The organism is Paracholeplasma brassicae (genome assembly GCF_000967915.1).
Taxonomy (GTDB): Bacteria; Bacillota_I; Bacilli_A; order Acholeplasmatales; family UBA5453; genus Paracholeplasma; species Paracholeplasma brassicae.
This window is the reverse complement of sequence record NC_022549.1, coordinates 251,641-276,875: the sequence shown is the minus strand read 5'-3', so window position 1 is coordinate 276,875 and position 25,235 is coordinate 251,641. Positions and strand designations below refer to the sequence as shown.

The 25,235-nt window shown below is 42.2% G+C and carries 22 protein-coding genes, 16 tRNA genes and 7 rRNA genes; all 45 read right to left on the bottom strand.

Translation table 11 applies throughout. From position 1 onward, the window contains the following. Position 1: 1 nt before the first annotated feature. Entirely contained in the window at positions 2–544 is a 543-nt protein-coding gene (gene rplE / locus BN853_RS01275) for a 50S ribosomal protein L5 (RefSeq protein WP_030004130.1), read from the bottom strand. A gap of 14 nt (positions 545–558) precedes the next feature. Next, complete coding sequence (rplX, locus tag BN853_RS01270) at positions 559–900, bottom strand: 50S ribosomal protein L24 (protein WP_030004129.1); 342 nt, start codon at positions 898–900, stop codon at positions 559–561. 11 nt (positions 901–911) lie between these two features. Beyond that, a complete protein-coding gene (gene rplN, locus BN853_RS01265) occupies positions 912–1,280 on the bottom strand; it encodes a 50S ribosomal protein L14 (protein WP_030004128.1) in 369 nt (122 codons plus the stop codon). A gap of 12 nt (positions 1,281–1,292) precedes the next feature. Next, positions 1,293–1,553 carry a 30S ribosomal protein S17 gene (gene rpsQ / locus BN853_RS01260; RefSeq protein ID WP_052591107.1) on the bottom strand — a complete coding sequence of 87 codons (261 nt, stop codon included), beginning with the start codon at positions 1,551–1,553 and terminating at the stop codon, positions 1,293–1,295. Between the two features lie 10 nt (positions 1,554–1,563). Further along, positions 1,564–1,752, bottom strand: coding sequence for a 50S ribosomal protein L29 (gene rpmC, locus BN853_RS01255; RefSeq protein ID WP_030004126.1), 189 nt, complete (start codon positions 1,750–1,752; stop codon positions 1,564–1,566). After that, positions 1,752–2,168, bottom strand: a complete 417-nt coding sequence (rplP, locus tag BN853_RS01250; protein ID WP_030004125.1) for a 50S ribosomal protein L16 — start codon at positions 2,166–2,168, stop codon at positions 1,752–1,754. The genes rpmC and rplP overlap by 1 nt, the downstream gene beginning before the upstream one ends. A 2-nt stretch (positions 2,169–2,170) precedes the next feature. After that, a complete protein-coding gene (rpsC, locus tag BN853_RS01245) occupies positions 2,171–2,872 on the bottom strand; it encodes a 30S ribosomal protein S3 (protein ID WP_030004124.1) in 702 nt (233 codons plus the stop codon). A gap of 12 nt (positions 2,873–2,884) precedes the next feature. Continuing rightward, the gene (gene rplV, locus BN853_RS01240; protein WP_030004123.1) at positions 2,885–3,220 is read right to left on the bottom strand and encodes a 50S ribosomal protein L22; all 336 of its coding nucleotides are present in this window, start codon (positions 3,218–3,220) and stop codon (positions 2,885–2,887) included. 14 nt (positions 3,221–3,234) lie between these two features. Further along, on the bottom strand, positions 3,235–3,513 hold the full coding sequence (gene rpsS / locus BN853_RS01235) for a 30S ribosomal protein S19 (RefSeq protein ID WP_030004122.1): 279 nt from the start codon (positions 3,511–3,513) through the stop codon (positions 3,235–3,237). Positions 3,514–3,523: 10 nt separating this feature from the next. Continuing rightward, the gene (gene rplB, locus BN853_RS01230; protein WP_030004121.1) at positions 3,524–4,354 is read right to left on the bottom strand and encodes a 50S ribosomal protein L2; all 831 of its coding nucleotides are present in this window, start codon (positions 4,352–4,354) and stop codon (positions 3,524–3,526) included. 32 nt (positions 4,355–4,386) lie between these two features. After that, entirely contained in the window at positions 4,387–4,674 is a 288-nt protein-coding gene (rplW, locus tag BN853_RS01225) for a 50S ribosomal protein L23 (RefSeq protein WP_030004120.1), read from the bottom strand. Further along, positions 4,674–5,297, bottom strand: a complete 624-nt coding sequence (rplD, locus tag BN853_RS01220; RefSeq protein WP_030004119.1) for a 50S ribosomal protein L4 — start codon at positions 5,295–5,297, stop codon at positions 4,674–4,676. The genes rplW and rplD overlap by 1 nt, the downstream gene beginning before the upstream one ends. 12 nt (positions 5,298–5,309) lie before the next feature. After that, the gene (rplC, locus tag BN853_RS01215) at positions 5,310–5,948 is read right to left on the bottom strand and encodes a 50S ribosomal protein L3 (protein WP_030004118.1); all 639 of its coding nucleotides are present in this window, start codon (positions 5,946–5,948) and stop codon (positions 5,310–5,312) included. 35 nt (positions 5,949–5,983) lie between these two features. After that, positions 5,984–6,292 carry a 30S ribosomal protein S10 gene (gene rpsJ, locus BN853_RS01210; protein ID WP_030004117.1) on the bottom strand — a complete coding sequence of 103 codons (309 nt, stop codon included), beginning with the start codon at positions 6,290–6,292 and terminating at the stop codon, positions 5,984–5,986. 195 nt (positions 6,293–6,487) lie between these two features. After that, complete coding sequence (locus BN853_RS01205) at positions 6,488–7,999, bottom strand: putative PEP-binding protein (RefSeq protein ID WP_030004116.1); 1,512 nt, start codon at positions 7,997–7,999, stop codon at positions 6,488–6,490. Then, on the bottom strand, positions 7,996–8,937 hold the full coding sequence (locus BN853_RS01200; protein WP_030004115.1) for an ROK family glucokinase: 942 nt from the start codon (positions 8,935–8,937) through the stop codon (positions 7,996–7,998). Before BN853_RS01200 ends, BN853_RS01205 begins: the two co-directional genes overlap by 4 nt. Positions 8,938–9,024: 87 nt before the next feature. Continuing rightward, entirely contained in the window at positions 9,025–9,462 is a 438-nt protein-coding gene (locus BN853_RS01195) for a MarR family winged helix-turn-helix transcriptional regulator (protein WP_030004114.1), read from the bottom strand. A 4-nt stretch (positions 9,463–9,466) separates the two neighbouring features. Further along, positions 9,467–10,318, bottom strand: a complete 852-nt coding sequence (locus BN853_RS01190; protein ID WP_030004113.1) for a DegV family protein — start codon at positions 10,316–10,318, stop codon at positions 9,467–9,469. 140 nt (positions 10,319–10,458) lie between these two features. Further along, positions 10,459–10,534: transfer RNA gene (locus tag BN853_RS01185), tRNA-Phe, on the bottom strand. 11 nt (positions 10,535–10,545) lie between these two features. Then, a tRNA-Asp gene (locus tag BN853_RS01180) sits at positions 10,546–10,621 on the bottom strand. Between the two features lie 4 nt (positions 10,622–10,625). Continuing rightward, positions 10,626–10,702: transfer RNA gene (locus BN853_RS01175), tRNA-Met, on the bottom strand. An 8-nt stretch (positions 10,703–10,710) separates the two neighbouring features. Next, positions 10,711–10,801 (bottom strand) — tRNA-Ser (locus BN853_RS01170). A 44-nt stretch (positions 10,802–10,845) separates the two neighbouring features. Further along, positions 10,846–10,922: transfer RNA gene (locus BN853_RS01165), tRNA-Ile, on the bottom strand. A 7-nt stretch (positions 10,923–10,929) separates the two neighbouring features. Further along, positions 10,930–11,006, bottom strand: a tRNA-Met gene (locus BN853_RS01160). A 72-nt stretch (positions 11,007–11,078) separates the two neighbouring features. Next, positions 11,079–11,154: transfer RNA gene (locus BN853_RS01155), tRNA-Ala, on the bottom strand. A gap of 8 nt (positions 11,155–11,162) precedes the next feature. Next, positions 11,163–11,249, bottom strand: a tRNA-Leu gene (locus tag BN853_RS01150). A gap of 7 nt (positions 11,250–11,256) precedes the next feature. Then, a tRNA-Lys gene (locus BN853_RS01145) sits at positions 11,257–11,332 on the bottom strand. An 11-nt stretch (positions 11,333–11,343) separates the two neighbouring features. After that, a tRNA-Thr gene (locus BN853_RS01140) sits at positions 11,344–11,419 on the bottom strand. Between the two features lie 44 nt (positions 11,420–11,463). Further along, positions 11,464–11,539: transfer RNA gene (locus tag BN853_RS01135), tRNA-Val, on the bottom strand. A gap of 14 nt (positions 11,540–11,553) precedes the next feature. After that, a 5S ribosomal RNA gene (gene rrf, locus BN853_RS01130) occupies positions 11,554–11,664 on the bottom strand. A 35-nt stretch (positions 11,665–11,699) separates the two neighbouring features. Continuing rightward, positions 11,700–14,551 (bottom strand): 23S ribosomal RNA (locus tag BN853_RS01125). A gap of 89 nt (positions 14,552–14,640) precedes the next feature. Further along, positions 14,641–14,717: transfer RNA gene (locus tag BN853_RS01120), tRNA-Ile, on the bottom strand. A gap of 145 nt (positions 14,718–14,862) precedes the next feature. Next, a 16S ribosomal RNA gene (locus tag BN853_RS01115) occupies positions 14,863–16,389 on the bottom strand. Positions 16,390–16,822: 433 nt separating this feature from the next. Further along, on the bottom strand, positions 16,823–17,011 hold the full coding sequence (locus BN853_RS09115; RefSeq protein ID WP_282430947.1) for a hypothetical protein: 189 nt from the start codon (positions 17,009–17,011) through the stop codon (positions 16,823–16,825). A gap of 776 nt (positions 17,012–17,787) precedes the next feature. Next, a tRNA-Asn gene (locus BN853_RS01110) sits at positions 17,788–17,864 on the bottom strand. Positions 17,865–17,875: 11 nt separating this feature from the next. Next, positions 17,876–17,986: ribosomal RNA gene (gene rrf / locus BN853_RS01105) — 5S ribosomal RNA — on the bottom strand. 149 nt (positions 17,987–18,135) lie between these two features. Next, positions 18,136–18,212: transfer RNA gene (locus tag BN853_RS01100), tRNA-Asn, on the bottom strand. Positions 18,213–18,223: 11 nt separating this feature from the next. Beyond that, positions 18,224–18,334, bottom strand: a 5S ribosomal RNA gene (rrf, locus tag BN853_RS01095). A 35-nt stretch (positions 18,335–18,369) separates the two neighbouring features. Next, positions 18,370–21,221 (bottom strand): 23S ribosomal RNA (locus BN853_RS01090). A gap of 89 nt (positions 21,222–21,310) precedes the next feature. After that, positions 21,311–21,387, bottom strand: a tRNA-Ile gene (locus tag BN853_RS01085). A 145-nt stretch (positions 21,388–21,532) separates the two neighbouring features. Next, positions 21,533–23,059, bottom strand: a 16S ribosomal RNA gene (locus tag BN853_RS01080). The 16S, 23S and 5S rRNA genes sit together here with 16 tRNA genes alongside, the layout of an rRNA operon. Before the next feature lie 215 nt (positions 23,060–23,274). Further along, a tRNA-Tyr gene (locus BN853_RS01075) sits at positions 23,275–23,359 on the bottom strand. 86 nt (positions 23,360–23,445) lie between these two features. Continuing rightward, complete coding sequence (locus tag BN853_RS08725; RefSeq protein WP_071386940.1) at positions 23,446–23,619, bottom strand: DUF951 domain-containing protein; 174 nt, start codon at positions 23,617–23,619, stop codon at positions 23,446–23,448. Then, complete coding sequence (locus BN853_RS01070) at positions 23,616–24,449, bottom strand: ParB/RepB/Spo0J family partition protein (protein WP_030004112.1); 834 nt, start codon at positions 24,447–24,449, stop codon at positions 23,616–23,618. Before BN853_RS01070 ends, BN853_RS08725 begins: the two co-directional genes overlap by 4 nt. Next, a complete protein-coding gene (locus BN853_RS01065) occupies positions 24,424–25,227 on the bottom strand; it encodes a ParA family protein (protein ID WP_030004111.1) in 804 nt (267 codons plus the stop codon). Before BN853_RS01065 ends, BN853_RS01070 begins: the two co-directional genes overlap by 26 nt. Positions 25,228–25,235 lie beyond the last annotated feature (8 nt).

Below are 25,235 nucleotides of genomic sequence, written 5' to 3'. Positions count from 1 at the left end.
TTTATTTCTTGAACGGTAAACCAAGTGAAGTTAGTAATGCTCTACCTTCTTCATCTGATTGTGCCGTCGTAACGATGACAATGTCCATGCCACGTACTTTCTTCACTTTATCGAAATTAATTTCTGGGAAAATTAATTGTTCTTTGACACCAAGCGTATAGTTACCGCGACCATCAAATGCATCTTTTGAGATACCTCTGAAGTCACGTACACGTGGTAATGCAATTGAAACTAATTTATCTAAGAAATAATACATTCTATCTCCACGTAATGTCACCTTAGCACCAATTGGCATACCTTCACGTAATTTGAAGTTTGCAATTGATTTTTTTGCTTTTGTAACAACAGGTTTTTGACCAGTGATTACTGCTAATTCTTCAACAGCATCATCTAGTGCTTTTGGATTAGCAACGGCGTCGCCAATACCCATATTGATTACAATTTTGTCAATCTTAGGCACTTGCATCACAGTAGTATAGTTGAATGCTTTAATTAATTCGGGTTTGGTGAGGGTTTCATATTTTTCTTTTAATCTGCTACTCATAGTCAAACTCCTTCTTATTTATCAAGGCTGTCGCCTGATTTTTTAGCATAACGAACTTTTTTGCCGTCTACCATCTTGTATCCAACGCGAGTTGGAACACCTTTTTTAGGATCAAGAATCATAACATTTGATACATGAATTGGTGCTTCTTGTTCCACAATTGAACCTTTTTCATTTTGTTGAGTAGGTCTTTGGTGTTTTTTCACCTTGTTTACGCCTTCAACTAAAACTTTTTGTTCATTTGGAAAAGCTTTAATAACTTTACCAGTTGTTTGTACTTTTTTGCCTTTTTTATCGACAGTAAATTTGTCTTTACCAGCAATTACGACAACGGTATCTCCACTTTTAATGTTCATGAGCTTTCCTCCTATAATACTTCTGGGGCAAGAGAAACGATCTTCATAAAGTTCTTATCTCTTAATTCCCTAGCCACTGGTCCGAAAATACGGGTTCCACGTGGGTTCAAATCTTCTTTAATGATAACTGCTGCGTTGTCATCGAATTTAATATAAGATCCGTCTAAACGTCTTAAACCAGATACCGTACGTACGACTACTGCTTTAACAACGTCGCCTTTTTTCACAATACCGCCTGGTGTTGCTTTCTTTACAGTAACAACAACCACATCTCCGATATTTGCGTAACGACGGCGGGTCCCACCTAATACTTTGATGACTAAGACTTCACGTGCGCCAGAATTGTCTGCCACATTTAATCTAGTTTCTTGTTGAATCATGTGTGCCCCTCCTTATATTGCTTCAGACTTCGTAATAATGTCTACTAAACGGTAACGCTTTGTCGCAGATAATGGACGAGTTTCCATAATTGTTACGACATCCCCGATGTTGCAGATGTTATTTTCGTCATGTGCATGATATTTTTTGGAAACTTTAACACGTTTCCCATATAATCTGTGTTTTTTGTATGTGTCAACTACCACTGTGATCGTCTTGTCTGCTTTGTTAGATACCACAGTGCCTGTGAATACTTTTCTATTATTTCTTTCCATAGTATCCTCCTTACTCATTACGTTCACTAATGATTGTTTTCATTTGTGCGATTAATTTTCTTACTTGACTAATGCGTGCGGTATTTTCTAGTTGACCAACTGCAAGTTGAAAACGTAAGTTGAATAATTCGATTTTTAATTCTTCGATACGTTTGTTTAAATCAGGCGTGCTGATTTTACGGATTTCTGTTGCTTTCATTATTGGTCACCCACCTTACGAATAATCTTTGTCGTTACAGGTAGTTTGTGTGATGCTAATCTTAGGGCTTCTTTTGCAATTTCATCAGAAACGCCTCCGATTTCAAACATTACTTTTCCTGTTTTTACTACGGCAACCCATGAATCTGGGGCACCTTTACCTGAACCCATGCGGACTTCAAGTGGTTTTTTTGTTTTTGCAATGTGTGGGAAAATATTGATCCATACTTTACCAACACGTTTCATATGTCTTGTCATCGCGATACGAGCAGCTTCAATTTGTCTGTTCGTAACCCATGCACCTTCAGTTGCTTGAAGACCCCAGGTACCATTTAATACTTCTAAGTTACCTTTGGCTTTTCCTTCATAGCTAACGCGGTGAGGGCGGCGATATTTAGTTCTTTTTGGCATTAACATAATTATTTGCCTCCTTTACTGCGCTTTGGTCTTCTTGGTGCAGCTTCGCTTCTTACTTTTTGACCAGGTAGTATTTCACCTTTGTAGATCCATACTTTAACACCTAGTTTACCGTAAGTGGTTGTTGCTTCAGCTGTTGCATAATCGATGTCAGCTCTTAATGTGTGTAGTGGAACTCTGCCTTCAGAGTAGCCTTCGCTACGTGCGATTTCTGCGCCGCCTAAACGACCTGAAACAAGTGTTTTAACACCTTTTGCACCAGCTTTTAAAGCTCTTTGAATTGCAATTTTTTGTACACGACGGAATGACGCACGGTTTTCTAATTGTTCAGCAATGCTTTGTGCAACTAGTTCTGCGTTCAATTCAGCGCGTTTTACTTCTACGACATTTAGAATCACTTCTTTTTTAGTCATGTATTCTAATGTTTTTACTGCTTTATTCTTTGTTTCAGCATCTCTACCAATAACAACACCTGGTTTTGCACTGTAAAGAGTAATTTTTACTCTGTCTTTTGCTTTACCTTTTAGACGTTCGATTTCGATTTGAGAAACTGCTGCTTTGCTGTAAGTTGTTTTTAAGAACTTACGGATTTCGAAGTCTTCTTTTAAAAGTGCAGGCACATTTTTCTTATCAGCATACCATTTGGCATCCCATCCACGGATAACACCAATTCGTAAACCGGTTGGACTAACTTTTTGACCCATCGTTTCCCTCCTCTAGTTTCTTTCTGCCACAACAACTGTGATGTGGCTAGTTCTTTTTTGAATGATATCGCCTTGACCCTTAGCTCTTGGCAACATTCTCTTCATGCGTACGCCTTCATTGACGTAAGCGTCTTTTACATATAATTTATTTGTATCCATACTGTAGTTATGATCCGCATTCGCGATTGCGCTGTTTAAAACCTTTAGAATAATAGGCGAGGCAGCGCGTGGTGTGTATTGTAAAATTGCTTGCGCTTCTTTTACATCGACGCCACGGATGAGATCAATAACAAGTCTAGCTTTTCTAGGCGTAATACGCACTGTTCTTGCAATAGCTTTAGATTCCATGTTAACCTCCTATATTATTTCTTGTTCGCTTTTTTGTCAGCGCCATGACCACGGTAAGTACGCGTTGGAGCGAATTCACCGAATTTGTGTCCAACCATGTCTTCTGTTACATAAACAGGAACATGTTCTCTACCATTATATACGGCAACAGTAAACCCAATAAAGTCAGGGAAAATTGTTGAACGTCTTGACCAAGTTTGAATAACTTTGTTTTCTTTAGCTTTCTTTTGTAATTGAACTTTTTTTAGTAAATGATCATCACAGAAAGGACCTTTTTTAACTGAACGAGCCATAATTTTCCTCCTACTTCGTACGACGTCTTACGATTAGATCGTTAGATGCCTTTTTACTGTCTCTAGTCTTAATACCACGTGCAGGTTTACCCCAAGGTGACATTGGTGATTTACGACCAATTGGTTGTTTACCTTCACCACCACCGTGTGGGTGGTCATTAGGGTTCATTACTGAACCACGCACGGTTGGGCGTACACCCATGTGTCTTGTTCTACCAGCTTTACCGATGTTAACAAGTTCGTATGATTCATTTCCGACTTCACCAACGGTTGCACGGCAAGTACCTAAAATCTTACGTACTTCCCCTGAACTTAAACGCACAAGAACATAACGTTCTTCACGTCCTAGGATTTGTGCAGATGTACCAGCACTTCTTGCTAATTGTCCACCTTTGCCTGGGTGTAATTCAATGTTATGAACCACAGTACCAACTGGGATATTCATAATTGGCATTGCATTACCAACTTTAATGTCGACTCTTTCACCAGACACGACTTGCATACCCACTGTTAAACCTTTAGGAGCGATGATGTATCTCTTTTCACCGTCTAAATAGTGAATCAATGAAATGTTTGCACTTCTGTTTGGATCGTATTCGATTGTTGCTACGTTACCAACAACGACATCTTTATTTCTCTTAAAATCAATTACACGATATTTGCGCTTAGCGCCGCCGCCTTGATGACGGACCGTAATTTTACCTTGGTTATTACGTCCACCATTCTTTTTGATTGGCTCGAGTAGTGATTTTTCAGGAGTAGATGTTGTGATTTCTTCGAACGTTAAGACGCTCATATTGCGGCGACCATTGGTCGTCGGCTTATATTGTTTAACCGCCATAAGTTAATTCTCCTTTAATGTTTTCACTAATCTTAGATGTTGAACGCGTCAATTTTTTGACCGTCAGCAACTTTAACTACTGCTTTCTTGTAAGCAGATTTGTAACCTTCGTATTTTCCCATTCTCTTGAATTTAGGTAATACGTTGATTGTGTTTACTCTTAATACTTTTACGTTGAAAATAGTTTCGACCGCATTCTTGATTTCAATCTTGTTTGCTTTCTTGTCTACTTTGAATGTGTAGGTGTTTTGAGTTTCAACCAATTTCATTGATTGTTCTGTAATAATTGGAGCTTTAATAAGTTCGTAGTATTTGATCATTATGAAAGCACCTCCTCGAAGTATTTAACTGCATCTTCAGTTAGAACTAATTGCTTACAGTTTAACAATTCATAAACGCTAACGTGTGAAGCTAATGCTAATGTAACGCCTGGTAAGTTTCTTGCAGCAAGTGCTACGTTATCTGAGAAACTTGTTGAGACGATTAACGCTTTGCTGTTAATGCCCATGGTTGCTAATACTACACTGAAATCTTTTGTTTTTGGTGCGCTTAATTCAAATTTGTCGACTACCATTACTTGATTTCTAGCAATGTGAGCTGATAAAGCTGATTTAATAGCAAGTTTTCCGACTTTTTTGTTTACTTTAACGGCATAGCTTCTTGGTGTTGGACCAAATACGATACCACCATGTCTCCATTGTGGTGAACGTGTTGACCCTTGACGCGCACGGCCAGTACCTTTTTGTCTCCATGGTTTACGTCCGCCACCTGACACTTCAGCTCTTGACTTAACGTCATGAGTACCTTGACGCATTGCAGCTCTTTGAGCGTTTACTACATCATATAGTGCTTGTTGGTGTGGGGTAATACCGAACACATTGTCGTTTAATGTAAGGTCGTTGACTTTTGCACCTTGTTGATTAATTAATTGTAATTTTGGCATAATCTTCTCTCCTTACTTCTTTGTTTTAACAGCAGACTTAACTACAACAAAACCTTTTGAAGGTCCTGGTACGCTACCGCTAACTAATAATAATTGACGTTCACTATCCACAGCAACAACTTGTAAGTTTTGGATTGTAACTGTTTCATGACCCATATGACCTGGTAAGTTTTTACCCTTCATGTTCCCTTTGATTGGTCCCATTGAACCTGGTCCTCTATGGTATCTAGAACCGTGAGCCATAGGCCCTCTTGATTGGTTGTGGCGTTTGATTGAACCTGCAAACCCCTTACCTTTTGATGTACCAGTGATATCGATTGATTCACCAGCTTGGAAAATATCTCCAGAAACAACAGTTCCTACCGCTAAATCCGCTAACTCATTTTGCGTTTCATCGAAGCGAATTTCTTTAATGAAGCGCTTAGGTGCTGTGTTAGCTTTTGCGACGTGCCCTTGTTCTGGCTTGTTGCTTAATTTTTCCCTTTTGTCTTCGAAACCGATTTGTGTCGCAACGTATCCGTCTGTTTCAACTGTTTTTTGTTGTAAGACGACGTTTTGAGCGATATCGATAACCGTCACAGGGATTAGGTGACCATTTTCATTGAAAATTTGAGTCATACCTAGTTTTCTACCTAAGATTCCTTTGGCCATGTTTCTTTCTCCTTTAATAGTTGTTTATTTGATTCTTACTTCTTTAATACGATATCGACACCACTTGGTAAGTCAATATGCATTAGAGCTTCAATTGTTTGAGCGTTTGGATCTAAGATTTCGATTAATCTCTTGTGAGTTCTTCTTTCGAATTGTTCACGAGAATCTTTGTTCACGTGTGGTGAACGTAAGATTGTAAAGATTTCTTTCTCAGTTGGAAGTGGAATTGGACCATGTACTTTTGCACCTGTCTTTAAAACACTTTCAATGATTTTCTTAGCTGATTGATCAATTAATCTGTGATCGTAAGCCTTCAAACGAATTTTGATGATTTCTTTTGCCATTTTATTAGTCTCCTTTCGCCTATAATCTTTTATAGACTTGCTCCTTGGAAATACCCCTTCACATAGACAACGGCTATCAGTGTGCCGGCAACCTTCCAGTTCTCAGCCTTTTGCTAATACGCAAGCTTTTATTATTATATAGTAAAAAAAAAGAAATTGCAAGGATTTTTGCACATTTCTCTTCTCTTTTTTATTTTATTTTTTTTCTATGGACTTTTCATGCCTTTGTATCGCGAGATTGGCCTCATTGATGAATGCCGTTGGGACGCCAAAGGATGTCACACCAAGTTCAAGTAATCGTTTAATCCCATAACTGTTAGCTGCAATTCCACCACAAACCGTACAAGCTATTTGATGTTTTTTTGAAAAATCATTGATTTTCTTGATTGGTTTGGCCATTAATTCAACGTATTCATTAAAATCTTTAATGTAGTCGCGCTTCATATGAAACAAGGCTTCGCCTAGATCATTTGAGCCAATCGAAATAAAGTCAACACCTTTAAATGATTCTAGCGCTTCATAGGCTTCTTTTGTCTCAAGCATGATACCAATCGGCGGTATCTTACGATTGTCTTTTAAATCATTAACAATCTCATCGACTAACCTAAGTTCACTTGTGTCCTTAACCATCGGTAGTAAGATACGTAGGTTGTCGTAGGTTTGATAAAGATCAATTAGAACATCTAGTTGTAATTCAAACACTTCTTTATATTGATTAAAATAGAGGTTTAATCCCTTAGTTGAAATCTGATCGGTTTGAAGTTGTTTGTCATCCCCAATATCGTAGGTACGTATCACGACTTCTTTTGGGTAGGCGTGTTTAAGTAGGTGTTCATAAATGGTGTGTTGTTCACTTCTGCTTGGAAATGTTTGATGTCTTAAATAGAGAAACTCACTTCGAAATAGACTTACCCCATCATTATTTGAAGATTTTAACGTTTGTTCGTCTACTTTAGTCGAAATATTTAGTCCTAAATGATAGTTTTCTCTCTTGTACTCGACGTGCTCAATTTGATTTGTCTGATAGATTTTATCCATGTATTGTTTGATGATTTCTTCGGAAGGGTTAATATGTATGATGCCTTTAAACGCGTCCACGATCAAATAATCACCCGTTTTTGCATCAATGCTATCAACGATCATATAAGGTAAGTTTTTTTCTCTCACTAAAATCGCACTGTGCGTTAAACTACTACCTTCAAAGCTAATTACCCCTTTAACCAGGGCATTCATGTTTAAAATCATGCTCGGGTATAAGTGTTTTGACACTAAAATCGTATGACAGTCAATGTTATCTTCTGCGACATCGTCATACATTTGATTTATTAACCGCATTTTGATATCGACAAAATCAAGTGTTCGCTCTTTTAGGTAGTCATCTTGTGACTGTTTTAGAAACTGAACGTATTTTTCATATATTTCATCAACCGAATCAAGCGCACAAATGTCTTGTCGTTTGATTCTTTCAACCACTTCTTTTTCAATCACCGGATCTTTAATTAAGGCAAGTTGAACCTCTTTTATTTCAGTTTCATGAGGATTTGCTGTTTGATTTTGAACCAACGATGTGATGATTTCTTCTTTGGCTTGATAATAGCGATTTAGTTCATGCGCTAAATCTTTTTTGGGTGGTTTAATTTGCGTTTGTCTGTCAATCACCAAACAAGTCCCCATCGCGATGCCAGGGTTGATGTTTTTAATGGTCATTGGTTATCACTTATGATCAGATACGCTGCCCCGTACATACCGGCGTCGTTACCTAATTTAGCTAGTTCAAAACGCGCATCTTTGACCCCAAAATGGGCGTATTTTAAATAATGTTTTTGAATGGCGGTGGTTAGGATTGAACCGGCATTTGAAATGCCACCACCAATTAAAAAGATCTTTGGATCGACCGTCACAGCGATTGTGGCACACGCAAGTCCCATGTAGTCCGCTACTTCTTCAACCACTTCTAAAGCCAGTGGGTCATTGTTTTTAGCTGCATCAAAAATCACTTTAGGGTTTAGTTTATCACTGTCATAGAGCGTCGTTTCTAGTTTGTTTTCTTTAATTAAACGTCTTGTAATACCCACAACGCCTCTAATACTTGCCACTGTTTCTAAACAACCATCAAGGCCGCACGTACAAGCAATCGGGTGTTTATGCTCGACTCGAATATGTCCAAGTTCAGCCCCAGCGCCGTGAACCCCATCAACGCCCTTATGATTAATCACAATACCGCCACCAACGCCTGTACCAAGGGTAAAGAAGACCATATCGTCATTCATTTCTTGTTGCCAGTACTCGCCAACTGCAGCCGCAGTCGCGTCATTGGTTGCTTTAACGTGAACCGATTTGCCATAAGCAGCTGAAAAAGCCTCTGGCATAAAGACGCTATCCCAACCTAAATTAGGGCATCTAACCACAAAGTCATTATGGACTGGTCCAGGTAGCCCGAATCCAAAACCTAAAATATCTGTTTCATTGATGTTTTTTTCTTTAATGAACGCTTTAATCGCGTTTGCAATATCAAATAAAATATTGTCACCATGATTTGAGGTGTCTGTCAACACTGAAAAACGATCGAGCAGTTCCCCTTGTTCATTTAAAAAACCGATTTTTACCGATGTCCCGCCGACATCAATACCAAATACATATTTCATATGATCACCTTTTCTTACCCTCTATTATACAATTTTTAAGGCCTATTTTAAACAAAAAAAGCACATGTTTTCACATGTGTCTTTAAATTAGTATTTTTGTTTAAAAAACTCACTAATATTTTCAAGAGATTTAATCAATGCTTCGTTTTTATCCACTTCTAAGTCAACGATTAATGATTCAACCATTTCGTTATGGAACTTCTCATGAATGCGTAAAACCTCAAGGGCTTGATCAGTCAGTTGTAAAATGACTTTTCTTTTGTCATCTTTTGCTCTAGAACGAACAACGTATTTTTTACGAACAAGGACATCAATAGATGTTGTTAATGTACCAAGAGTAATCCGTAGTTTTTTTGCTACATTTCCCATCGTTTTAATCTCACTTGTTGAAATTGCCTCTAAAACGTGAACTTCACTCATGGATAATTTAACCCCACGCTCTCTTAGGGTTTGACCTTCAATACTCAATATATGATTAAATACCTCAACCAATAATTCATTAATAACATCTTTTGAACGACTCATTTTACTATGACCTCTTTAAATAGCCTACTCCAATTGTCCCAGGTCCCGCATGTGCACCAACAACAGGTGTTAATGGCACAAGATCAACCACGATTGAAGGGTGATTAGCTAATATTTTATTTTTCAATTCTTTTGCATCTTCCAAGTTATTAGTATATGCAATAAATACCTCAACATCAAGTGATTTGATTTGTTCTTGCAGTAATTCTAATAATCTTTCTCTTGCTTTTGACGTGGTACGTATCTTTTCAAGTGGAACGAGTGCCCCTTCTTCGGTGATATGAAGTAATGGTTTAATTTTCAGTAATGAACCTAAAAATCCACTTGCTACCGATAATCTACCGTTCTTTACCAAATATTTTAAGGTATCTACTAAGACAAAAATCTTTATGTTTTCTCTAAGTGCCAATAAGTCTTTTTCGATTTCATCAACTGAATGACCCAGTTTGATCATTTCAATGGCTCTTCTGACCAAATAATACTCACCGTGTGCCACGCTCTTTGAATCAATGACACAAACGTTGATACCATCGACCATGTCCCCTGCGAGTTTTGCACCTTGATACGTGCCACTCAGTTTCGATGAGATAACAATTGAGATAATATCCGTATAGCCTTCGTCTTTTAATGACTCATACGTTTGTGCAATGACACCCGTTGGTGTTTGTGAGGTTGAAATCGAAACATCTGGTTCGTTTACAACCTTTTTGTAAAATTCTTCTGCCGTGATATCAACAAAATCTTCATACTCTTTTCCATCTAAGTTTAATATTGAATGGATTACTTTAACCGGGTAATCAAGCTTCAAATAGTCAACACCTGAGTTACCACATACAACGATTCCAATCTTGTTCATCATAAAATCTCCTCTAATTATTTTGTTATTCAAACTTTCTATTAAATTTTACCATAAACAATTATAAAGTCAACCATTAACCTTTAAAAGACAAAAAAAAGAGACTATTTTTTAGTCAATTTAATCGTGAAAATGATAAGTGGTGGCTCCGGGCGGAATTGAACCGCCGACACACGGATTTTCAGTCCGTTGCTCTACCGACTGAGCTACAGAGCCAAAACCTAAAGTGGCGGTCCGGACGGGAATTGAACCCGCGATCTCCAGTGTGACAGACTGGCATGTTAACCACTACACCACCGGACCTTTTTGGTTGCGGGAGAAGGATTTGAACCTACGACCTCCGGGTTATGAGCCCGACGAGCTACCAGACTGCTCTATCCCGCGATATGATATGGCGGAGAAAGAGGGATTCGAACCCCCGCGCCTTTTACAGCCTGTCGGTTTTCAAGACCGATCCCTTCAGCCGGACTTGGGTATTTCTCCGTGTCATATATTGTTTGATTAAATTGATTTGAAACTTAGGCAAATGGTGGACCCGGTAGGACTCGAACCTACGGCCGACCGGTTATGAGCCGGTAGCTCTAACCAACTGAGCTACGGGTCCGCAAGATTGGTAGCGGCGGGGGGGATCGAACCCTCGACCTCACGGGTATGAACCGTGCGCTCTGACCAGCTGAGCTACACCGCCATCTCGTTCGCTTCGGTCTAAAATTTGCTTTGTGATGCTATATTATGCGGCAAGCCGCTTATAATTAACAAATGGTGGAGCTTAACGGGATCGAACCGTCGACCTCCTGCGTGCAAGGCAGGCGCTCTCCCAGCTGAGCTAAAGCCCCACTTGTTATGGTACCTAGAGTCGGACTTGAACCGACACGGATTTTACTCCATGGGATTTTAAGTCCCACGTGTCTACCTATTCCACCATCCAGGCATAAGAATGGTGTCCCGTAGAAGGCTCGAACTTCTGACCCCTTGATTAAAAGTCAAGTGCTCTACCGACTGAGCTAACGGGACGATTTAGCAAATGGTGCCGAAAACAGGACTTGAACCCGCAACCCCCTGATTACAAGTCAGGTGCTCTACCAGTTGAGCTATTTCGGCGTATTTCATTTACTAATTTTACTATTTTTAAGTAAGTTTCTTAATGGTGGAGGATGACGGGCTCGAACCGCCGACCCTCTGCTTGTAAGGCAGATGCTCTCCCAACTGAGCTAATCCTCCATTTGGTTGAGTTCGCCCGGCAACGTCCTATCTTTGCACGTACAGGTACTATTTTCGGCGCTGAAGTGCTTAACTACTGTGTTCGGTATGGGAACAGGTGTGTCCACTTCGCTATCGTCACCAGACGTCTCTCAAAACTAGATAAATTCTGTATTATTGTAAGGTTAAGTCCTCGATCTATTAGTACTAGTCAGCTTCATGCGTCACCGCACTTCCACACCTAGCCTATCAACCTCATCGTATCTAAGGGATCTTACTTATTGCTAATGGGAAATCTCATCTTAAGGGGGGCTTCACGCTTAGATGCTTTCAGCGTTTATCCCGTCCGTACGTAGCTACCCAGCTGTGGCCTTGGCAGGCCAACTGGTGCACCAGCGGTACGTCCATCCCGGTCCTCTCGTACTAAGGACAGCTCCCTTCAAATTTCCAACGCCCACGACGGATAGAGACCGAACTGTCTTACGACGTTCTGAACCCAGCTCGCGTGCCGCTTTAATGGGCGAACAGCCCAACCCTTGGAACCTTCTTCAGCTCCAGGATGCGACGAGCCGACATCGAGGTGCCAAACCGCTTCGTCGCTGTGAACGCTTGGAAGCGATAAGCCTGTTATCCCCAGGGTAGCTTTTATCCGTTGAGTCACGGCCCTTCCATGCGGTACCGTAAGATCACTAAACCCGACTTTCGTCCCTGCTCGACTTGTTGGTCTCGCAGTCAAGCACCCTTCTGCTTTTGCGCTCTACGAATGATTTCCAACCATTCTGAGGGTACCTTAGGGCGCCTCCGTTACTCTTTGGGAGGCGACCGCCCCAGTCAAACTGCCCACCAGACACTGTCCTTTGGATTACACATCCACAAGTTAGACACTCAATGCACCAAGGGTGGTATCCCAACGTTGACTCCACCAAGACTAACGTCCTAGCTTCTTAGTCTCCCACCTATCCTGTACATAGTACACCGAATATCAATATCAAGCTACAGTAAAGCTCCATGGGGTCTTTTCGTCCTGTCGCGGGTAGCCGGCGTTTTCACCGGCAGCTTGATTTCACCGAGTCCCTTGTTGAGACAGTGCCCAAATCGTTACACCTTTCGTGCGGGTCAGAACTTACCTGACAAGGAATTTCGCTACCTTAGGACCGTTATAGTTACGGCCGCCGTTTACTGGGACTTCAATTCAATGCTTCATTGCTTGACATCTCCTCTTAATCTTCCAGCACCGGGCAGGTGTCAGCCCCTATACTTCACCTTACGGTTTTGCAGAGACCTGTGTTTTTGATAAACAGTCGCTTGGGCCTATTCTCTGCGACTTTCTTTTTTCATTAAAAGTCCTCCTTATCCCGAAGTTACGGAGTCATTTTGCCGAGTTCCTTAACAAGGGTTTTCTCGCGCGTCTTAGTATTCTCTACCTACCCACCTGTGTCGGTTTACGGTACGGGTAGTCTATAGATTAACCCTAGAAGCTTTTCTTGAAAGTTTGACGTCATCATCCTTTACCTACCGAACCTCAGTCTTAATTAAAGTGTGCGGATTTGCCTACACACCAACCTTAGTTCCTTGTCCCCAATCCATTCAGGGGCGGACGTTAGCCTCCTTTGTCACTCCATCAGTCTATAAACTAGTGCAGGAATCTCTACCTGCTATCCATCGGCTACGCTTCTCAGCCTCACCTTAGGCCCCGACTTACCCAGGGCGGACGAACCTTCCCCTGGAAACCTTGGGTTTTCGACGGACAGGATTCTCACCTGTCTTTTCGTTACTTACACCGGCATTCTCACTTCTAACCAGTCCAGTAGTCCTTACGATCTACCTTCATCCCTGTTAGAACGCTCCCCTACCACTTGGATATCAATCCAAATTCGCAGCTTCGGTATCATGCTTAGCCCCGGTACATTTTCGGCGCAGAGTCACTCGACTAGTGAGCTATTACGCACTCTTTAAAGGATGGCTGCTTCTAAGCCAACCTCCTAGTTGTTTGTGCATCTCCACTTCCTTTGCCACTTAGCATGAATTTTGGGACCTTATCTGGCGATCTGGGCTCTTTCCCTCTTGACCATGAACCTTATCACCCACAGTCTGACTGCTAGCCACATTTTATGACATTCGGAGTTTGATTGGGCTCAGTACCCCGAGGTGGGGCCATCACACATTCAGTGCTCTACCTTCATAAAACTATTTGCTAACGCTAGCCCTAAAGCTATTTCGGGGAGAACCAGCTATCTCCGAGTTCGATTGGAATTTCACCCCTAGCCACAAGTCATCGAAACACTTTTTAACGTGTCCTCGTTCGGTCCTCCATTTACTCTTACATAAACTTCAACCTGCTCATGGCTAGCTCACCCGGTTTCGGGTCTACGACATACAACTTATTCGCCCTATTCAGACTCGCTTTCGCTTCGGCTCCACCCCTCTAGGCTTAACCTTGCTCTATATCGTAACTCGCCGGTTCATTCTACAAAAGGCATGCTATCACACATTAACGTGCTCTAACTAATTGTAAGCACACAGTTTCAGGATCTTTTTCACTCCCCTTCCGGGGTTCTTTTCACCTTTCCCTCACGGTACTGGTTCACTATCGGTCACTAAGTCGTATTTAGCCTTCGGAGATGGTCCTCCGTTCTTCAAACGGGATTTCTCGTGTCCCGCCCTACTTTTCGTTATTCCCAGATCCATTAATTTCGACTACAGGACTTTCACCTTCTATGGTCAAGCTTCCCAACTTGCTCGTCTATTAATTGATTTTGTAACTGTTAGAATAATCAGGCTCCTCCTCGTTCGCTCGTCGCTACTAGAAGAATCGTTGTTACTTTCTTTTCCTGCAGGTACTTAGATATTTCAGTTCCCTGCGTATCCCCCTCTATTGCTAGAGTGACATGTCTTCTACATGCCGGGTTCCCCCATTCGGATTCCTACGGATCGTCGCGTACTTACCGCTCCCCGTAGCATTTCGCTGTTAGTTGCGTCCTTCATCGGCGCTTAGTGCCAAGGCATCCACTGTGTGCCCTTACTTCCTTAACCTTACGACAGAATTTATCTACTTTTCAAAGATCTCAACCTATATTATAGGTTATTAAAGTACGCTCATTTGACTGAGTGCACAAGTTAAATGGTGGGCCTAAATGGACTCGAACCATCGACCTCACGGTTATCAGCCGTGCGCTCTAACCAGCTGAGCTATAGGCCCTTTTTTAAGGGTTTTTATACCTTAACTTATTTCAAGAAAAACTCTTAAGTCTTTCAAAACTGAATATGATGATTTCATTACGAATTGGTTTGTATCATCTCTTTACGAGATGCGATCTCGGCTTCTTAAGCCTTGTTTTCCTTAGAAAGGAGGTGATCCATCCCCACGTTCCCGTAGGGATACCTTGTTACGACTTAACCCCAATCATCGATCCTGCCTTAGACGGCTCCCTCTCTTGCGAGTTAGGCCACCGGCGTTGGGCATTACCAACTTTCGTGGTTTGACGGGCGGTGTGTACAAACCCCGAGAACGTATTCACCGCAACATGCTGATTTGCGATTACTAGCGATTCCGACTTCATGGAGTCGAGTTGCAGACTCCAATCCGAACTGAGACTATTTTTCTGAGTTTGGCTCCACATCACTGCTTCGCTTCTCTTTGTTTTAGCCATTGTATCACGTTTGTAGCCCAGGTCATAAGGGGCATGATGATTTGACGTCATCCCCACCTTCCTCCAGTTTATCACTGGCAGTCTCGCTAGAGTCCCCAACTTAATGATGGTAACTAGCAATAAGGGTTGCGCTCGTTGCGGGACTTAACCCAACATCTCACGACACGAGCTGACGACAACCATGCACCACCTGTATCTCTGTTAACCTCCACTATATCTCTATAGCTTTGCAGAGTATGTCAAGACCTGGTAAGGTTTTTCGGGTATCTTCGAATTAAACAACATGATCCACCGCTTGTGCGGGGTCCCGTCAATTCCTTTGAGTTTCATACTTGCGTACGTACTACTCAGGCGGAGTACTTAATATGTTAACTTCAGCACTGCGTTATCGCAACACTTAGTACTCATCGTTTACAGCGTGGACTACCAGGGTATCTAATCCTGTTTGCTCCCCACGCTTTCGTGCCTCAGCGTCAGTATAGACCCAGCAAGCCGCCTTCGCCACTGGTGTTCCTCCATATATTTACGCATTTTACCGCTACACATGGAATTCCACTTGCCTCTATCTCACTCAAGTCTACCAGTTTCTAAAGCATCACAGGGTTGAGCCCTGCACTTACACCTCAGACTTAATAGACCGCCTACGCACCCTTTACGCCCAATAATTCCGGATAACGCTTGCCCCCTATGTATTACCGCGGCTGCTGGCACATAGTTAGCCGGGGCTTATTCATTAAGTACCGTCACTCGTTAGTCATTTCCTACCAACGACATTCTTCCTTAATAAAAGAACTTTACATACCGAAATACGTCTTCATTCACGCGGCGTTGCTCGGTCAGGGTTTCCCCCATTGCCGAAAATTCCCTACTGCTGCCTCCCGTAGGAGTTTGGGCCGTGTCTCAGTCCCAATGTGGCCGTTCGACCTCTCAGTCCGGCTACGCATCATCGCCTTGGTGAGCCTCTACCTCACCAACTAGCTAATGCGCCGCAGGTCTTTCTCTAAGTGTGGCCCGAAAGCCCCTTTAAACAATCAGAGATGCCTCCAATTGTCCTATCCAGTTTTAGCGACCGTTTCCAGCCGTTATCCTCGTCTTAGAGGTAAGTTACCTACGTGTTACTCACCCGTTCGCCACTCAACACCCGAAGGCATTGCGTTCGACTTGCATGTATTAGGCACGCCGCCAGCGTTCATCCTGAGCCAGGATCAAACTCTCCATAAAATATGTTTATGTTTTGTTTTTCTCTTTAGCTCTAATTTCTTTTTTTATCCATTAGAATTGTTTTTTTTTAATTCGTAATTTCCTCATCATCATTCAGTTTTCAAAGACCTATCTTGCGACCTCTTTAAGGCGCTCATTTATTCTAACATTTCCAACTTCGCTTGTCAACCTTTTTGTTTTCAAGTTTTGTTTTTTGTTTTTCTTTCGTGAGCTTCTCGTTGTCGCCGTGTTCTATTCTATATCAATCCATTTTCTTTGTCAACACTTTTTATCATCTTTTTTTACCCTTTTTTTGGCTTATCGACAACCTTAACGGGCGTTTCATCATGCTATTTTTTTATCCTACTCTCCCCTTTATATATAATACGCGCGCGTACATCCCCTCTTTTATCAAAAAAACACCTTCCGGTTGCCCTTTTTGGTGTTTTTTACGCTATTTGATTGTTTCTAACTTCTTCTCTTTGTTTCCCGCTTCCTTATTTATTTGTCTCATCAACACAAACAAATAATCGCTCAGTCGGTTCACATACTGAATCATTTCTTTGTTTGCTTCTAAAAAAGATTTAGGAATCGCTAGATAAAAAAACTCATGAAATGCAATTGTTTTGTAATTGCATAACAAAGATTTGTAGAGAAAGTGATTGTGTGGTTACATGTGCCTACCAGATTACGCTGGATTAGGTGGCGTTGTTAGACAAACTTTATGCTATGAAAATGTTTTCAATATTCATGGCGTATCAAGAAGAACGGTCTGCAGACTATTTTGATAACCATTTACCTAGTTTTCAGGTTGAAAAATGATGCAACCCTATATAGATACTCTTTTACTTTATTGATACTAATCACCTGATTGGACAACACAACACAGTTTAATTCATCTACTTGATGAAAGTATCTTTTCATACTAAATTAATTCACATGAAAGTTACAAACCTGGAATGACTGTTAAAAACGGTTAATTGCTTTAATTACTTTTTGGAAAACGGAATCAAGAATAGCTTCTTATTACTTAAACGGTAAACTTCTTGCCGAAAACGTAAGATACAACTACTTACTACCTAAGTGAAGTCGAAATGCCATGAGTCTATTAAATAGATAAGAATAAAACTTACTCTTTTTCGTATTTGAGGGGATATCTATGAAAACGTCAATTTCATATACGTAGTCAACCAATAAAAGTTGATCATGCAAATAGACAAGTTGATAAGAAATGGTTCGAATAGAGTAATTAAGTATCACAAGAGACATCCATGATGTTGATTGCTTGTTCTACTGTTTTAAAATGGATCGGGCTACTTATTACAGAGACATATTATTTTTCAATTTGTCAAACTTTCCATTAAACAGTATGTACCCATAAATAAAAAAAATCCACAATTGTGGACTTGATTTAAATAGTGGCGCCCAAACTAGGACTCGAACCTAGGACCCCCTGATTAACAGTCAGGTGCTCTAACCTACTGAGCTATTTAGGCGTTTAAGATTTGCCCGGCAACGTCCTATCTTTGCACCTACAGGTACTATTTTCGGCGCTGAAGTGCTTAACTACTGTGTTCGGTATGGGAACAGGTGTGTCCACTTCGCTATCGTCACCAGACGTGTCGTAATAATATTATATCATACTTTGATAAACTGTAAAGGAGATTTTTAAAAAAACAGTGAAATGTCTTTAACTGGGTTTATAACTATCTACTAAGTCTATTTTTTTATAAAAAAAACGGCCTAAAAGCCGATTGAAGTAATCAGTGGCGCCCAAACTAGGACTCGAACCTAGGACCCCCTGATTAACAGTCAGGTGCTCTAACCAACTGAGCTATTTAGGCGTTTAAGATTAGCCCGGCAACGTCCTATCTTTGCACCTACAGGTACTATTTTCGGCGCTGAAGTGCTTAACTACTGTGTTCGGTATGGGAACAGGTGTGTCCACTTCGCTATCGTCACCAGACGTCTCTCAAAACTAGATAAATTCTGTATTATTGTAAGGTTAAGTCCTCGATCTATTAGTACTAGTCAGCTTCATGCGTCACCGCACTTCCACACCTAGCCTATCAACCTCATCGTATCTAAGGGATCTTACTTATTGCTAATGGGAAATCTCATCTTAAGGGGGGCTTCACGCTTAGATGCTTTCAGCGTTTATCCCGTCCGTACGTAGCTACCCAGCTGTGGCCTTGGCAGGCCAACTGGTGCACCAGCGGTACGTCCATCCCGGTCCTCTCGTACTAAGGACAGCTCCCTTCAAATTTCCAACGCCCACGACGGATAGAGACCGAACTGTCTTACGACGTTCTGAACCCAGCTCGCGTGCCGCTTTAATGGGCGAACAGCCCAACCCTTGGAACCTTCTTCAGCTCCAGGATGCGACGAGCCGACATCGAGGTGCCAAACCGCTTCGTCGCTGTGAACGCTTGGAAGCGATAAGCCTGTTATCCCCAGGGTAGCTTTTATCCGTTGAGTCACGGCCCTTCCATGCGGTACCGTAAGATCACTAAACCCGACTTTCGTCCCTGCTCGACTTGTTGGTCTCGCAGTCAAGCACCCTTCTGCTTTTGCGCTCTACGAATGATTTCCAACCATTCTGAGGGTACCTTAGGGCGCCTCCGTTACTCTTTGGGAGGCGACCGCCCCAGTCAAACTGCCCACCAGACACTGTCCTTTGGATTACACATCCACAAGTTAGACACTCAATGCACCAAGGGTGGTATCCCAACGTTGACTCCACCAAGACTAACGTCCTAGCTTCTTAGTCTCCCACCTATCCTGTACATAGTACACCGAATGTCAATATCAAGCTACAGTAAAGCTCCATGGGGTCTTTTCGTCCTGTCGCGGGTAGCCGGCGTTTTCACCGGCAGCTTGATTTCACCGAGTCCCTTGTTGAGACAGTGCCCAAATCGTTACACCTTTCGTGCGGGTCAGAACTTACCTGACAAGGAATTTCGCTACCTTAGGACCGTTATAGTTACGGCCGCCGTTTACTGGGACTTCAATTCAATGCTTCATTGCTTGACATCTCCTCTTAATCTTCCAGCACCGGGCAGGTGTCAGCCCCTATACTTCACCTTACGGTTTTGCAGAGACCTGTGTTTTTGATAAACAGTCGCTTGGGCCTATTCTCTGCGACTTTCTTTTTTCATTAAAAGTCCTCCTTATCCCGAAGTTACGGAGTCATTTTGCCGAGTTCCTTAACAAGGGTTTTCTCGCGCGTCTTAGTATTCTCTACCTACCCACCTGTGTCGGTTTACGGTACGGGTAGTCTATAGATTAACCCTAGAAGCTTTTCTTGAAAGTTTGACGTCATCATCCTTTACCTACCGAACCTCAGTCTTAATTAAAGTGTGCGGATTTGCCTACACACCAACCTTAGTTCCTTGTCCCCAATCCATTCAGGGGCGGACGTTAGCCTCCTTTGTCACTCCATCAGTCTATAAACTAGTGCAGGAATCTCTACCTGCTATCCATCGGCTACGCTTCTCAGCCTCACCTTAGGCCCCGACTTACCCAGGGCGGACGAACCTTCCCCTGGAAACCTTGGGTTTTCGACGGACAGGATTCTCACCTGTCTTTTCGTTACTTACACCGGCATTCTCACTTCTAACCAGTCCAGTAGTCCTTACGATCTACCTTCATCCCTGTTAGAACGCTCCCCTACCACTTGGATATCAATCCAAATTCGCAGCTTCGGTATCATGCTTAGCCCCGGTACATTTTCGGCGCAGAGTCACTCGACTAGTGAGCTATTACGCACTCTTTAAAGGATGGCTGCTTCTAAGCCAACCTCCTAGTTGTTTGTGCATCTCCACTTCCTTTGCCACTTAGCATGAATTTTGGGACCTTATCTGGCGATCTGGGCTCTTTCCCTCTTGACCATGAACCTTATCACCCACAGTCTGACTGCTAGCCACATTTTATGACATTCGGAGTTTGATTGGGCTCAGTACCCCGAGGTGGGGCCATCACACATTCAGTGCTCTACCTTCATAAAACTATTTGCTAACGCTAGCCCTAAAGCTATTTCGGGGAGAACCAGCTATCTCCGAGTTCGATTGGAATTTCACCCCTAGCCACAAGTCATCGAAACACTTTTTAACGTGTCCTCGTTCGGTCCTCCATTTACTCTTACATAAACTTCAACCTGCTCATGGCTAGCTCACCCGGTTTCGGGTCTACGACATACAACTTATTCGCCCTATTCAGACTCGCTTTCGCTTCGGCTCCACCCCTCTAGGCTTAACCTTGCTCTATATCGTAACTCGCCGGTTCATTCTACAAAAGGCATGCTATCACACATTAACGTGCTCTAACTAATTGTAAGCACACAGTTTCAGGATCTTTTTCACTCCCCTTCCGGGGTTCTTTTCACCTTTCCCTCACGGTACTGGTTCACTATCGGTCACTAAGTCGTATTTAGCCTTCGGAGATGGTCCTCCGTTCTTCAAACGGGATTTCTCGTGTCCCGCCCTACTTTTCGTTATTCCCAGATCCATTAATTTCGACTACAGGACTTTCACCTTCTATGGTCAAGCTTCCCAACTTGCTCGTCTATTAATTGATTTTGTAACTGTTAGAATAATCAGGCTCCTCCTCGTTCGCTCGTCGCTACTAGAAGAATCGTTGTTACTTTCTTTTCCTGCAGGTACTTAGATATTTCAGTTCCCTGCGTATCCCCCTCTATTGCTAGAGTGACATGTCTTCTACATGCCGGGTTCCCCCATTCGGATTCCTACGGATCGTCGCGTACTTACCGCTCCCCGTAGCATTTCGCTGTTAGTTGCGTCCTTCATCGGCGCTTAGTGCCAAGGCATCCACTGTGTGCCCTTACTTCCTTAACCTTACGACAGAATTTATCTACTTTTCAAAGATCTCAACCTATATTATAGGTTATTAAAGTACGCTCATTTGACTGAGTGCACAAGTTAAATGGTGGGCCTAAATGGACTCGAACCATCGACCTCACGGTTATCAGCCGTGCGCTCTAACCAGCTGAGCTATAGGCCCTTTTTTAAGGGTTTTTATACCTTAACTTATTTCAAGAAAAACTCTTAAGTCTTTCAAAACTGAATATGATGATTTCATTACGAATTGGTTTGTATCATCTCTTTACGAGATGCGATCTCGGCTTCTTAAGCCTTGTTTTCCTTAGAAAGGAGGTGATCCATCCCCACGTTCCCGTAGGGATACCTTGTTACGACTTAACCCCAATCATCGATCCTGCCTTAGACGGCTCCCTCTCTTGCGAGTTAGGCCACCGGCGTTGGGCATTACCAACTTTCGTGGTTTGACGGGCGGTGTGTACAAACCCCGAGAACGTATTCACCGCAACATGCTGATTTGCGATTACTAGCGATTCCGACTTCATGGAGTCGAGTTGCAGACTCCAATCCGAACTGAGACTATTTTTCTGAGTTTGGCTCCACATCACTGCTTCGCTTCTCTTTGTTTTAGCCATTGTATCACGTTTGTAGCCCAGGTCATAAGGGGCATGATGATTTGACGTCATCCCCACCTTCCTCCAGTTTATCACTGGCAGTCTCGCTAGAGTCCCCAACTTAATGATGGTAACTAGCAATAAGGGTTGCGCTCGTTGCGGGACTTAACCCAACATCTCACGACACGAGCTGACGACAACCATGCACCACCTGTATCTCTGTTAACCTCCACTATATCTCTATAGCTTTGCAGAGTATGTCAAGACCTGGTAAGGTTTTTCGGGTATCTTCGAATTAAACAACATGATCCACCGCTTGTGCGGGGTCCCGTCAATTCCTTTGAGTTTCATACTTGCGTACGTACTACTCAGGCGGAGTACTTAATATGTTAACTTCAGCACTGCGTTATCGCAACACTTAGTACTCATCGTTTACAGCGTGGACTACCAGGGTATCTAATCCTGTTTGCTCCCCACGCTTTCGTGCCTCAGCGTCAGTATAGACCCAGCAAGCCGCCTTCGCCACTGGTGTTCCTCCATATATTTACGCATTTTACCGCTACACATGGAATTCCACTTGCCTCTATCTCACTCAAGTCTACCAGTTTCTAAAGCATCACAGGGTTGAGCCCTGCACTTACACCTCAGACTTAATAGACCGCCTACGCACCCTTTACGCCCAATAATTCCGGATAACGCTTGCCCCCTATGTATTACCGCGGCTGCTGGCACATAGTTAGCCGGGGCTTATTCATTAAGTACCGTCACTCGTTAGTCATTTCCTACCAACGACATTCTTCCTTAATAAAAGAACTTTACATACCGAAATACGTCTTCATTCACGCGGCGTTGCTCGGTCAGGGTTTCCCCCATTGCCGAAAATTCCCTACTGCTGCCTCCCGTAGGAGTTTGGGCCGTGTCTCAGTCCCAATGTGGCCGTTCGACCTCTCAGTCCGGCTACGCATCATCGCCTTGGTGAGCCTCTACCTCACCAACTAGCTAATGCGCCGCAGGTCTTTCTCTAAGTGTGGCCCGAAAGCCCCTTTAAACAATCAGAGATGCCTCCAATTGTCCTATCCAGTTTTAGCGACCGTTTCCAGCCGTTATCCTCGTCTTAGAGGTAAGTTACCTACGTGTTACTCACCCGTTCGCCACTCAACACCCGAAGGTATTGCGTTCGACTTGCATGTATTAGGCACGCCGCCAGCGTTCATCCTGAGCCAGGATCAAACTCTCCATAAAATATGTTTATGTTTTGTTTTTCTCTTTAGCTCTAATTTCTTTTTTTATCCATTAGAATTGTTTTTTTTAATTCGTAATTTCCTCATCATCATTCAGTTTTCAAAGACCTAATTTACTTCGATGCGTTTAACACGCTTATTCATTCTAACATCTTAAAAACAGGTTGTCAAGTATTTTCGTCAACTTTTATAACCTTTATTTTTAAAGTGTTAAGATGGTGGAGGGGGACGGTTTCGAACCGCCGAACCCTTAGGGAGCAGATTTACAGTCTGCCGCGTTTAGCCTCTTCGCTACCCCTCCAATTAACTGTTGCTTTTTTATTCTAACAAGTATTAGACAAAAATGCAACACCTAATTTGAATTTTTTGAAATTTTCTTTTTAAACCCTAAGTTTCCGGTTTGACTTTCTTGTCGAGTTCATACTTTGGAATCATTACTTCGCGCGCACATCCTGCGCATTTTATCTTAATATCCGCGCCCGTACGTATGATAACCCACGTATTAGACCCACAAACGTGTTTCTTTTTGGTCGTGATCTTATCGCCAACTTGATAAATCATCCTAAGAGTTTCTCCACTAATTTTTTTAGTTCGTTTTCATCTTTAACGTTGATTGTCAGTTTATTTTTTGTAACACTTGCCTTTAAGCCTGCGTTTTGTTTAAGTGCTTGTTCATACATCATGAAGGTTAACGGCTTCGCTTCTCGTTTTTGTTTATTGGCTTTTGCCTCGGTTTGTGCCAGCTGTTCAATTTGTCTTACACTTAAACCTTCATTGACAATTCGATTAGCCAACAGCTTAATTCGAGCGATGTTATCTAGTTTTGATAGAACGCGCGCGTGAGCCATTGAAATCTTTTTATCCAACAGCATGCCTTGTACGTCTTCTGGTAAGTTTAATAGACCTAAGACGTTAGTCACATAACTTCTTGATTTTCCGATTTTATCTGCCAATTCTTTTTGCGTCATTTCCATTGATCGCATGATGCTTGAGTACGCTTCTGCTTCTTCAATTGGTGATAAATCTTCTCTTTGAAGATTTTCGACCAATGAAATTTCTGCGACTTTTTGTGGATCGTAAGCTCTAACGATGGCTGGAATGGTGGTTAAACCAACTTGTTTTGCCGCACGAAACCTGCGTTCGCCTGAAACAATCATGTACCCGTCTTTAACTTTTTTGATAATGATTGGTTGGAATACACCGTGCTCGTTAATCGATTGCGCAAGATCATTAATCTTTTCAGGATCGAAAATACGTCTTGGTTGAAATGGGTTTGGTGTGATTTCTTTTAATGGGATTTCTAAGATTCGTTCCCCGTCTTGAATTTCATCAATGACGTTTTCAAATAACAAATCTTTTAATCCTCTACCTAATGCTTTGTCGTTTTTCATTGTTATCAATCAACTCCTTAGCTAATGATTTGTATAAAACAGCGGCTGGCGATTTCGGTGCGTAGGTTAAAATTGGTATGCCATAAGTCGGTGCGACTTGCGCAGCAACGTTACTTGTGATGAAGGTTTTAAATACCCCTTCTTGGAAATACTCTTTAATTTCATTTACGATCGCCCAACCGGCTTTTGTTCGTTTATCTAACATCGTCAATAACACACCTTCGATGGTCAGTTCACGCTTATTCACTTTAAGGTTTTTTTGTACAACACGAACTGTGTTGAGTAATTGTGTTAAGCCATCAATCGCTAAAAACTGGCATTGAATCGGAATTAAAACCGAATCGCTTGCGTATAATGCGTTTAATGTGGTTAGCCCTAGCGCAGGTGCACAATCAATAATAACGTAATCGTAATTGTCTTTGACTTTCTTTACGAGTTGATCAAAAACGTATTCGTGATTCTCTTTTTCTAATAACTTGTAGTCAATACCGGCTAAATCAATGGTTGCTGGTATGACATGCAATACTTCTTTTCTACCTTGGATAGGCACTTCTAATATCACGTCTGTGATATCCATTTCCCCCATCAATGCGTCATAAAGATTGCCATTTAGTGTACTTCTGTTTATGCCTAGTGACGTGGTTGCGCTGCCTTGTGCATCAAAATCCACTAACAAAACTTTCTTGCCATAGTAGACCAGTGATGCGCTCAAATTCACGCTCGTTGTGGTTTTGCCTACGCCACCTTTTTGGTTGGCTACAGAAATGACTTTGCCCATACATGCCC

What these genes read in the sequence shown, in the direction of transcription:
- rpmC (WP_030004126.1), bottom strand. Translation starts at nt 1,752, where the DNA reads ATGAAAGCAACAGAAATCCGTAAAATCAGCACGCCTGATTTAAACAAA.
- rplD (WP_030004119.1), bottom strand. Translation starts at nt 5,297, where the DNA reads ATGCCAAAATTACAATTAATTAATCAACAAGGTGCAAAAGTCAACGAC.
- rpsQ (WP_052591107.1), bottom strand. Translation starts at nt 1,553, where the DNA reads ATGGAAAGAAATAATAGAAAAGTATTCACAGGCACTGTGGTATCTAAC.
- rplN (WP_030004128.1), bottom strand. Translation starts at nt 1,280, where the DNA reads ATGATTCAACAAGAAACTAGATTAAATGTGGCAGACAATTCTGGCGCA.
- BN853_RS01070 (WP_030004112.1), bottom strand. Translation starts at nt 24,449, where the DNA reads ATGAAAAACGACAAAGCATTAGGTAGAGGATTAAAAGATTTGTTATTT.
- rplX (WP_030004129.1), bottom strand. Translation starts at nt 900, where the DNA reads ATGAACATTAAAAGTGGAGATACCGTTGTCGTAATTGCTGGTAAAGAC.
- BN853_RS01205 (WP_030004116.1), bottom strand. Translation starts at nt 7,999, where the DNA reads ATGACCATTAAAAACATCAACCCTGGCATCGCGATGGGGACTTGTTTG.
- BN853_RS01065 (WP_030004111.1), bottom strand. Translation starts at nt 25,227, where the DNA reads ATGGGCAAAGTCATTTCTGTAGCCAACCAAAAAGGTGGCGTAGGCAAA.
- BN853_RS08725 (WP_071386940.1), bottom strand. Translation starts at nt 23,619, where the DNA reads ATGATTTATCAAGTTGGCGATAAGATCACGACCAAAAAGAAACACGTT.
- BN853_RS01190 (WP_030004113.1), bottom strand. Translation starts at nt 10,318, where the DNA reads ATGAACAAGATTGGAATCGTTGTATGTGGTAACTCAGGTGTTGACTAT.
- rplV (WP_030004123.1), bottom strand. Translation starts at nt 3,220, where the DNA reads ATGGAATCTAAAGCTATTGCAAGAACAGTGCGTATTACGCCTAGAAAA.
- rplP (WP_030004125.1), bottom strand. Translation starts at nt 2,168, where the DNA reads ATGTTAATGCCAAAAAGAACTAAATATCGCCGCCCTCACCGCGTTAGC.
- rplC (WP_030004118.1), bottom strand. Translation starts at nt 5,948, where the DNA reads ATGGCCAAAGGAATCTTAGGTAGAAAACTAGGTATGACTCAAATTTTC.
- rplB (WP_030004121.1), bottom strand. Translation starts at nt 4,354, where the DNA reads ATGGCGGTTAAACAATATAAGCCGACGACCAATGGTCGCCGCAATATG.
- BN853_RS01195 (WP_030004114.1), bottom strand. Translation starts at nt 9,462, where the DNA reads ATGAGTCGTTCAAAAGATGTTATTAATGAATTATTGGTTGAGGTATTT.
- rpsC (WP_030004124.1), bottom strand. Translation starts at nt 2,872, where the DNA reads ATGGGTCAAAAAGTTAGTCCAACCGGTTTACGAATTGGTGTTATCCGT.
- rplE (WP_030004130.1), bottom strand. Translation starts at nt 544, where the DNA reads ATGAGTAGCAGATTAAAAGAAAAATATGAAACCCTCACCAAACCCGAA.
- rplW (WP_030004120.1), bottom strand. Translation starts at nt 4,674, where the DNA reads ATGATCAAATACTACGAACTTATTAAAGCTCCAATTATTACAGAACAA.
- BN853_RS01200 (WP_030004115.1), bottom strand. Translation starts at nt 8,937, where the DNA reads ATGAAATATGTATTTGGTATTGATGTCGGCGGGACATCGGTAAAAATC.
- rpsS (WP_030004122.1), bottom strand. Translation starts at nt 3,513, where the DNA reads ATGGCTCGTTCAGTTAAAAAAGGTCCTTTCTGTGATGATCATTTACTA.
- rpsJ (WP_030004117.1), bottom strand. Translation starts at nt 6,292, where the DNA reads ATGGCAAAAGAAATCATCAAAATTCGTTTGAAGGCTTACGATCACAGA.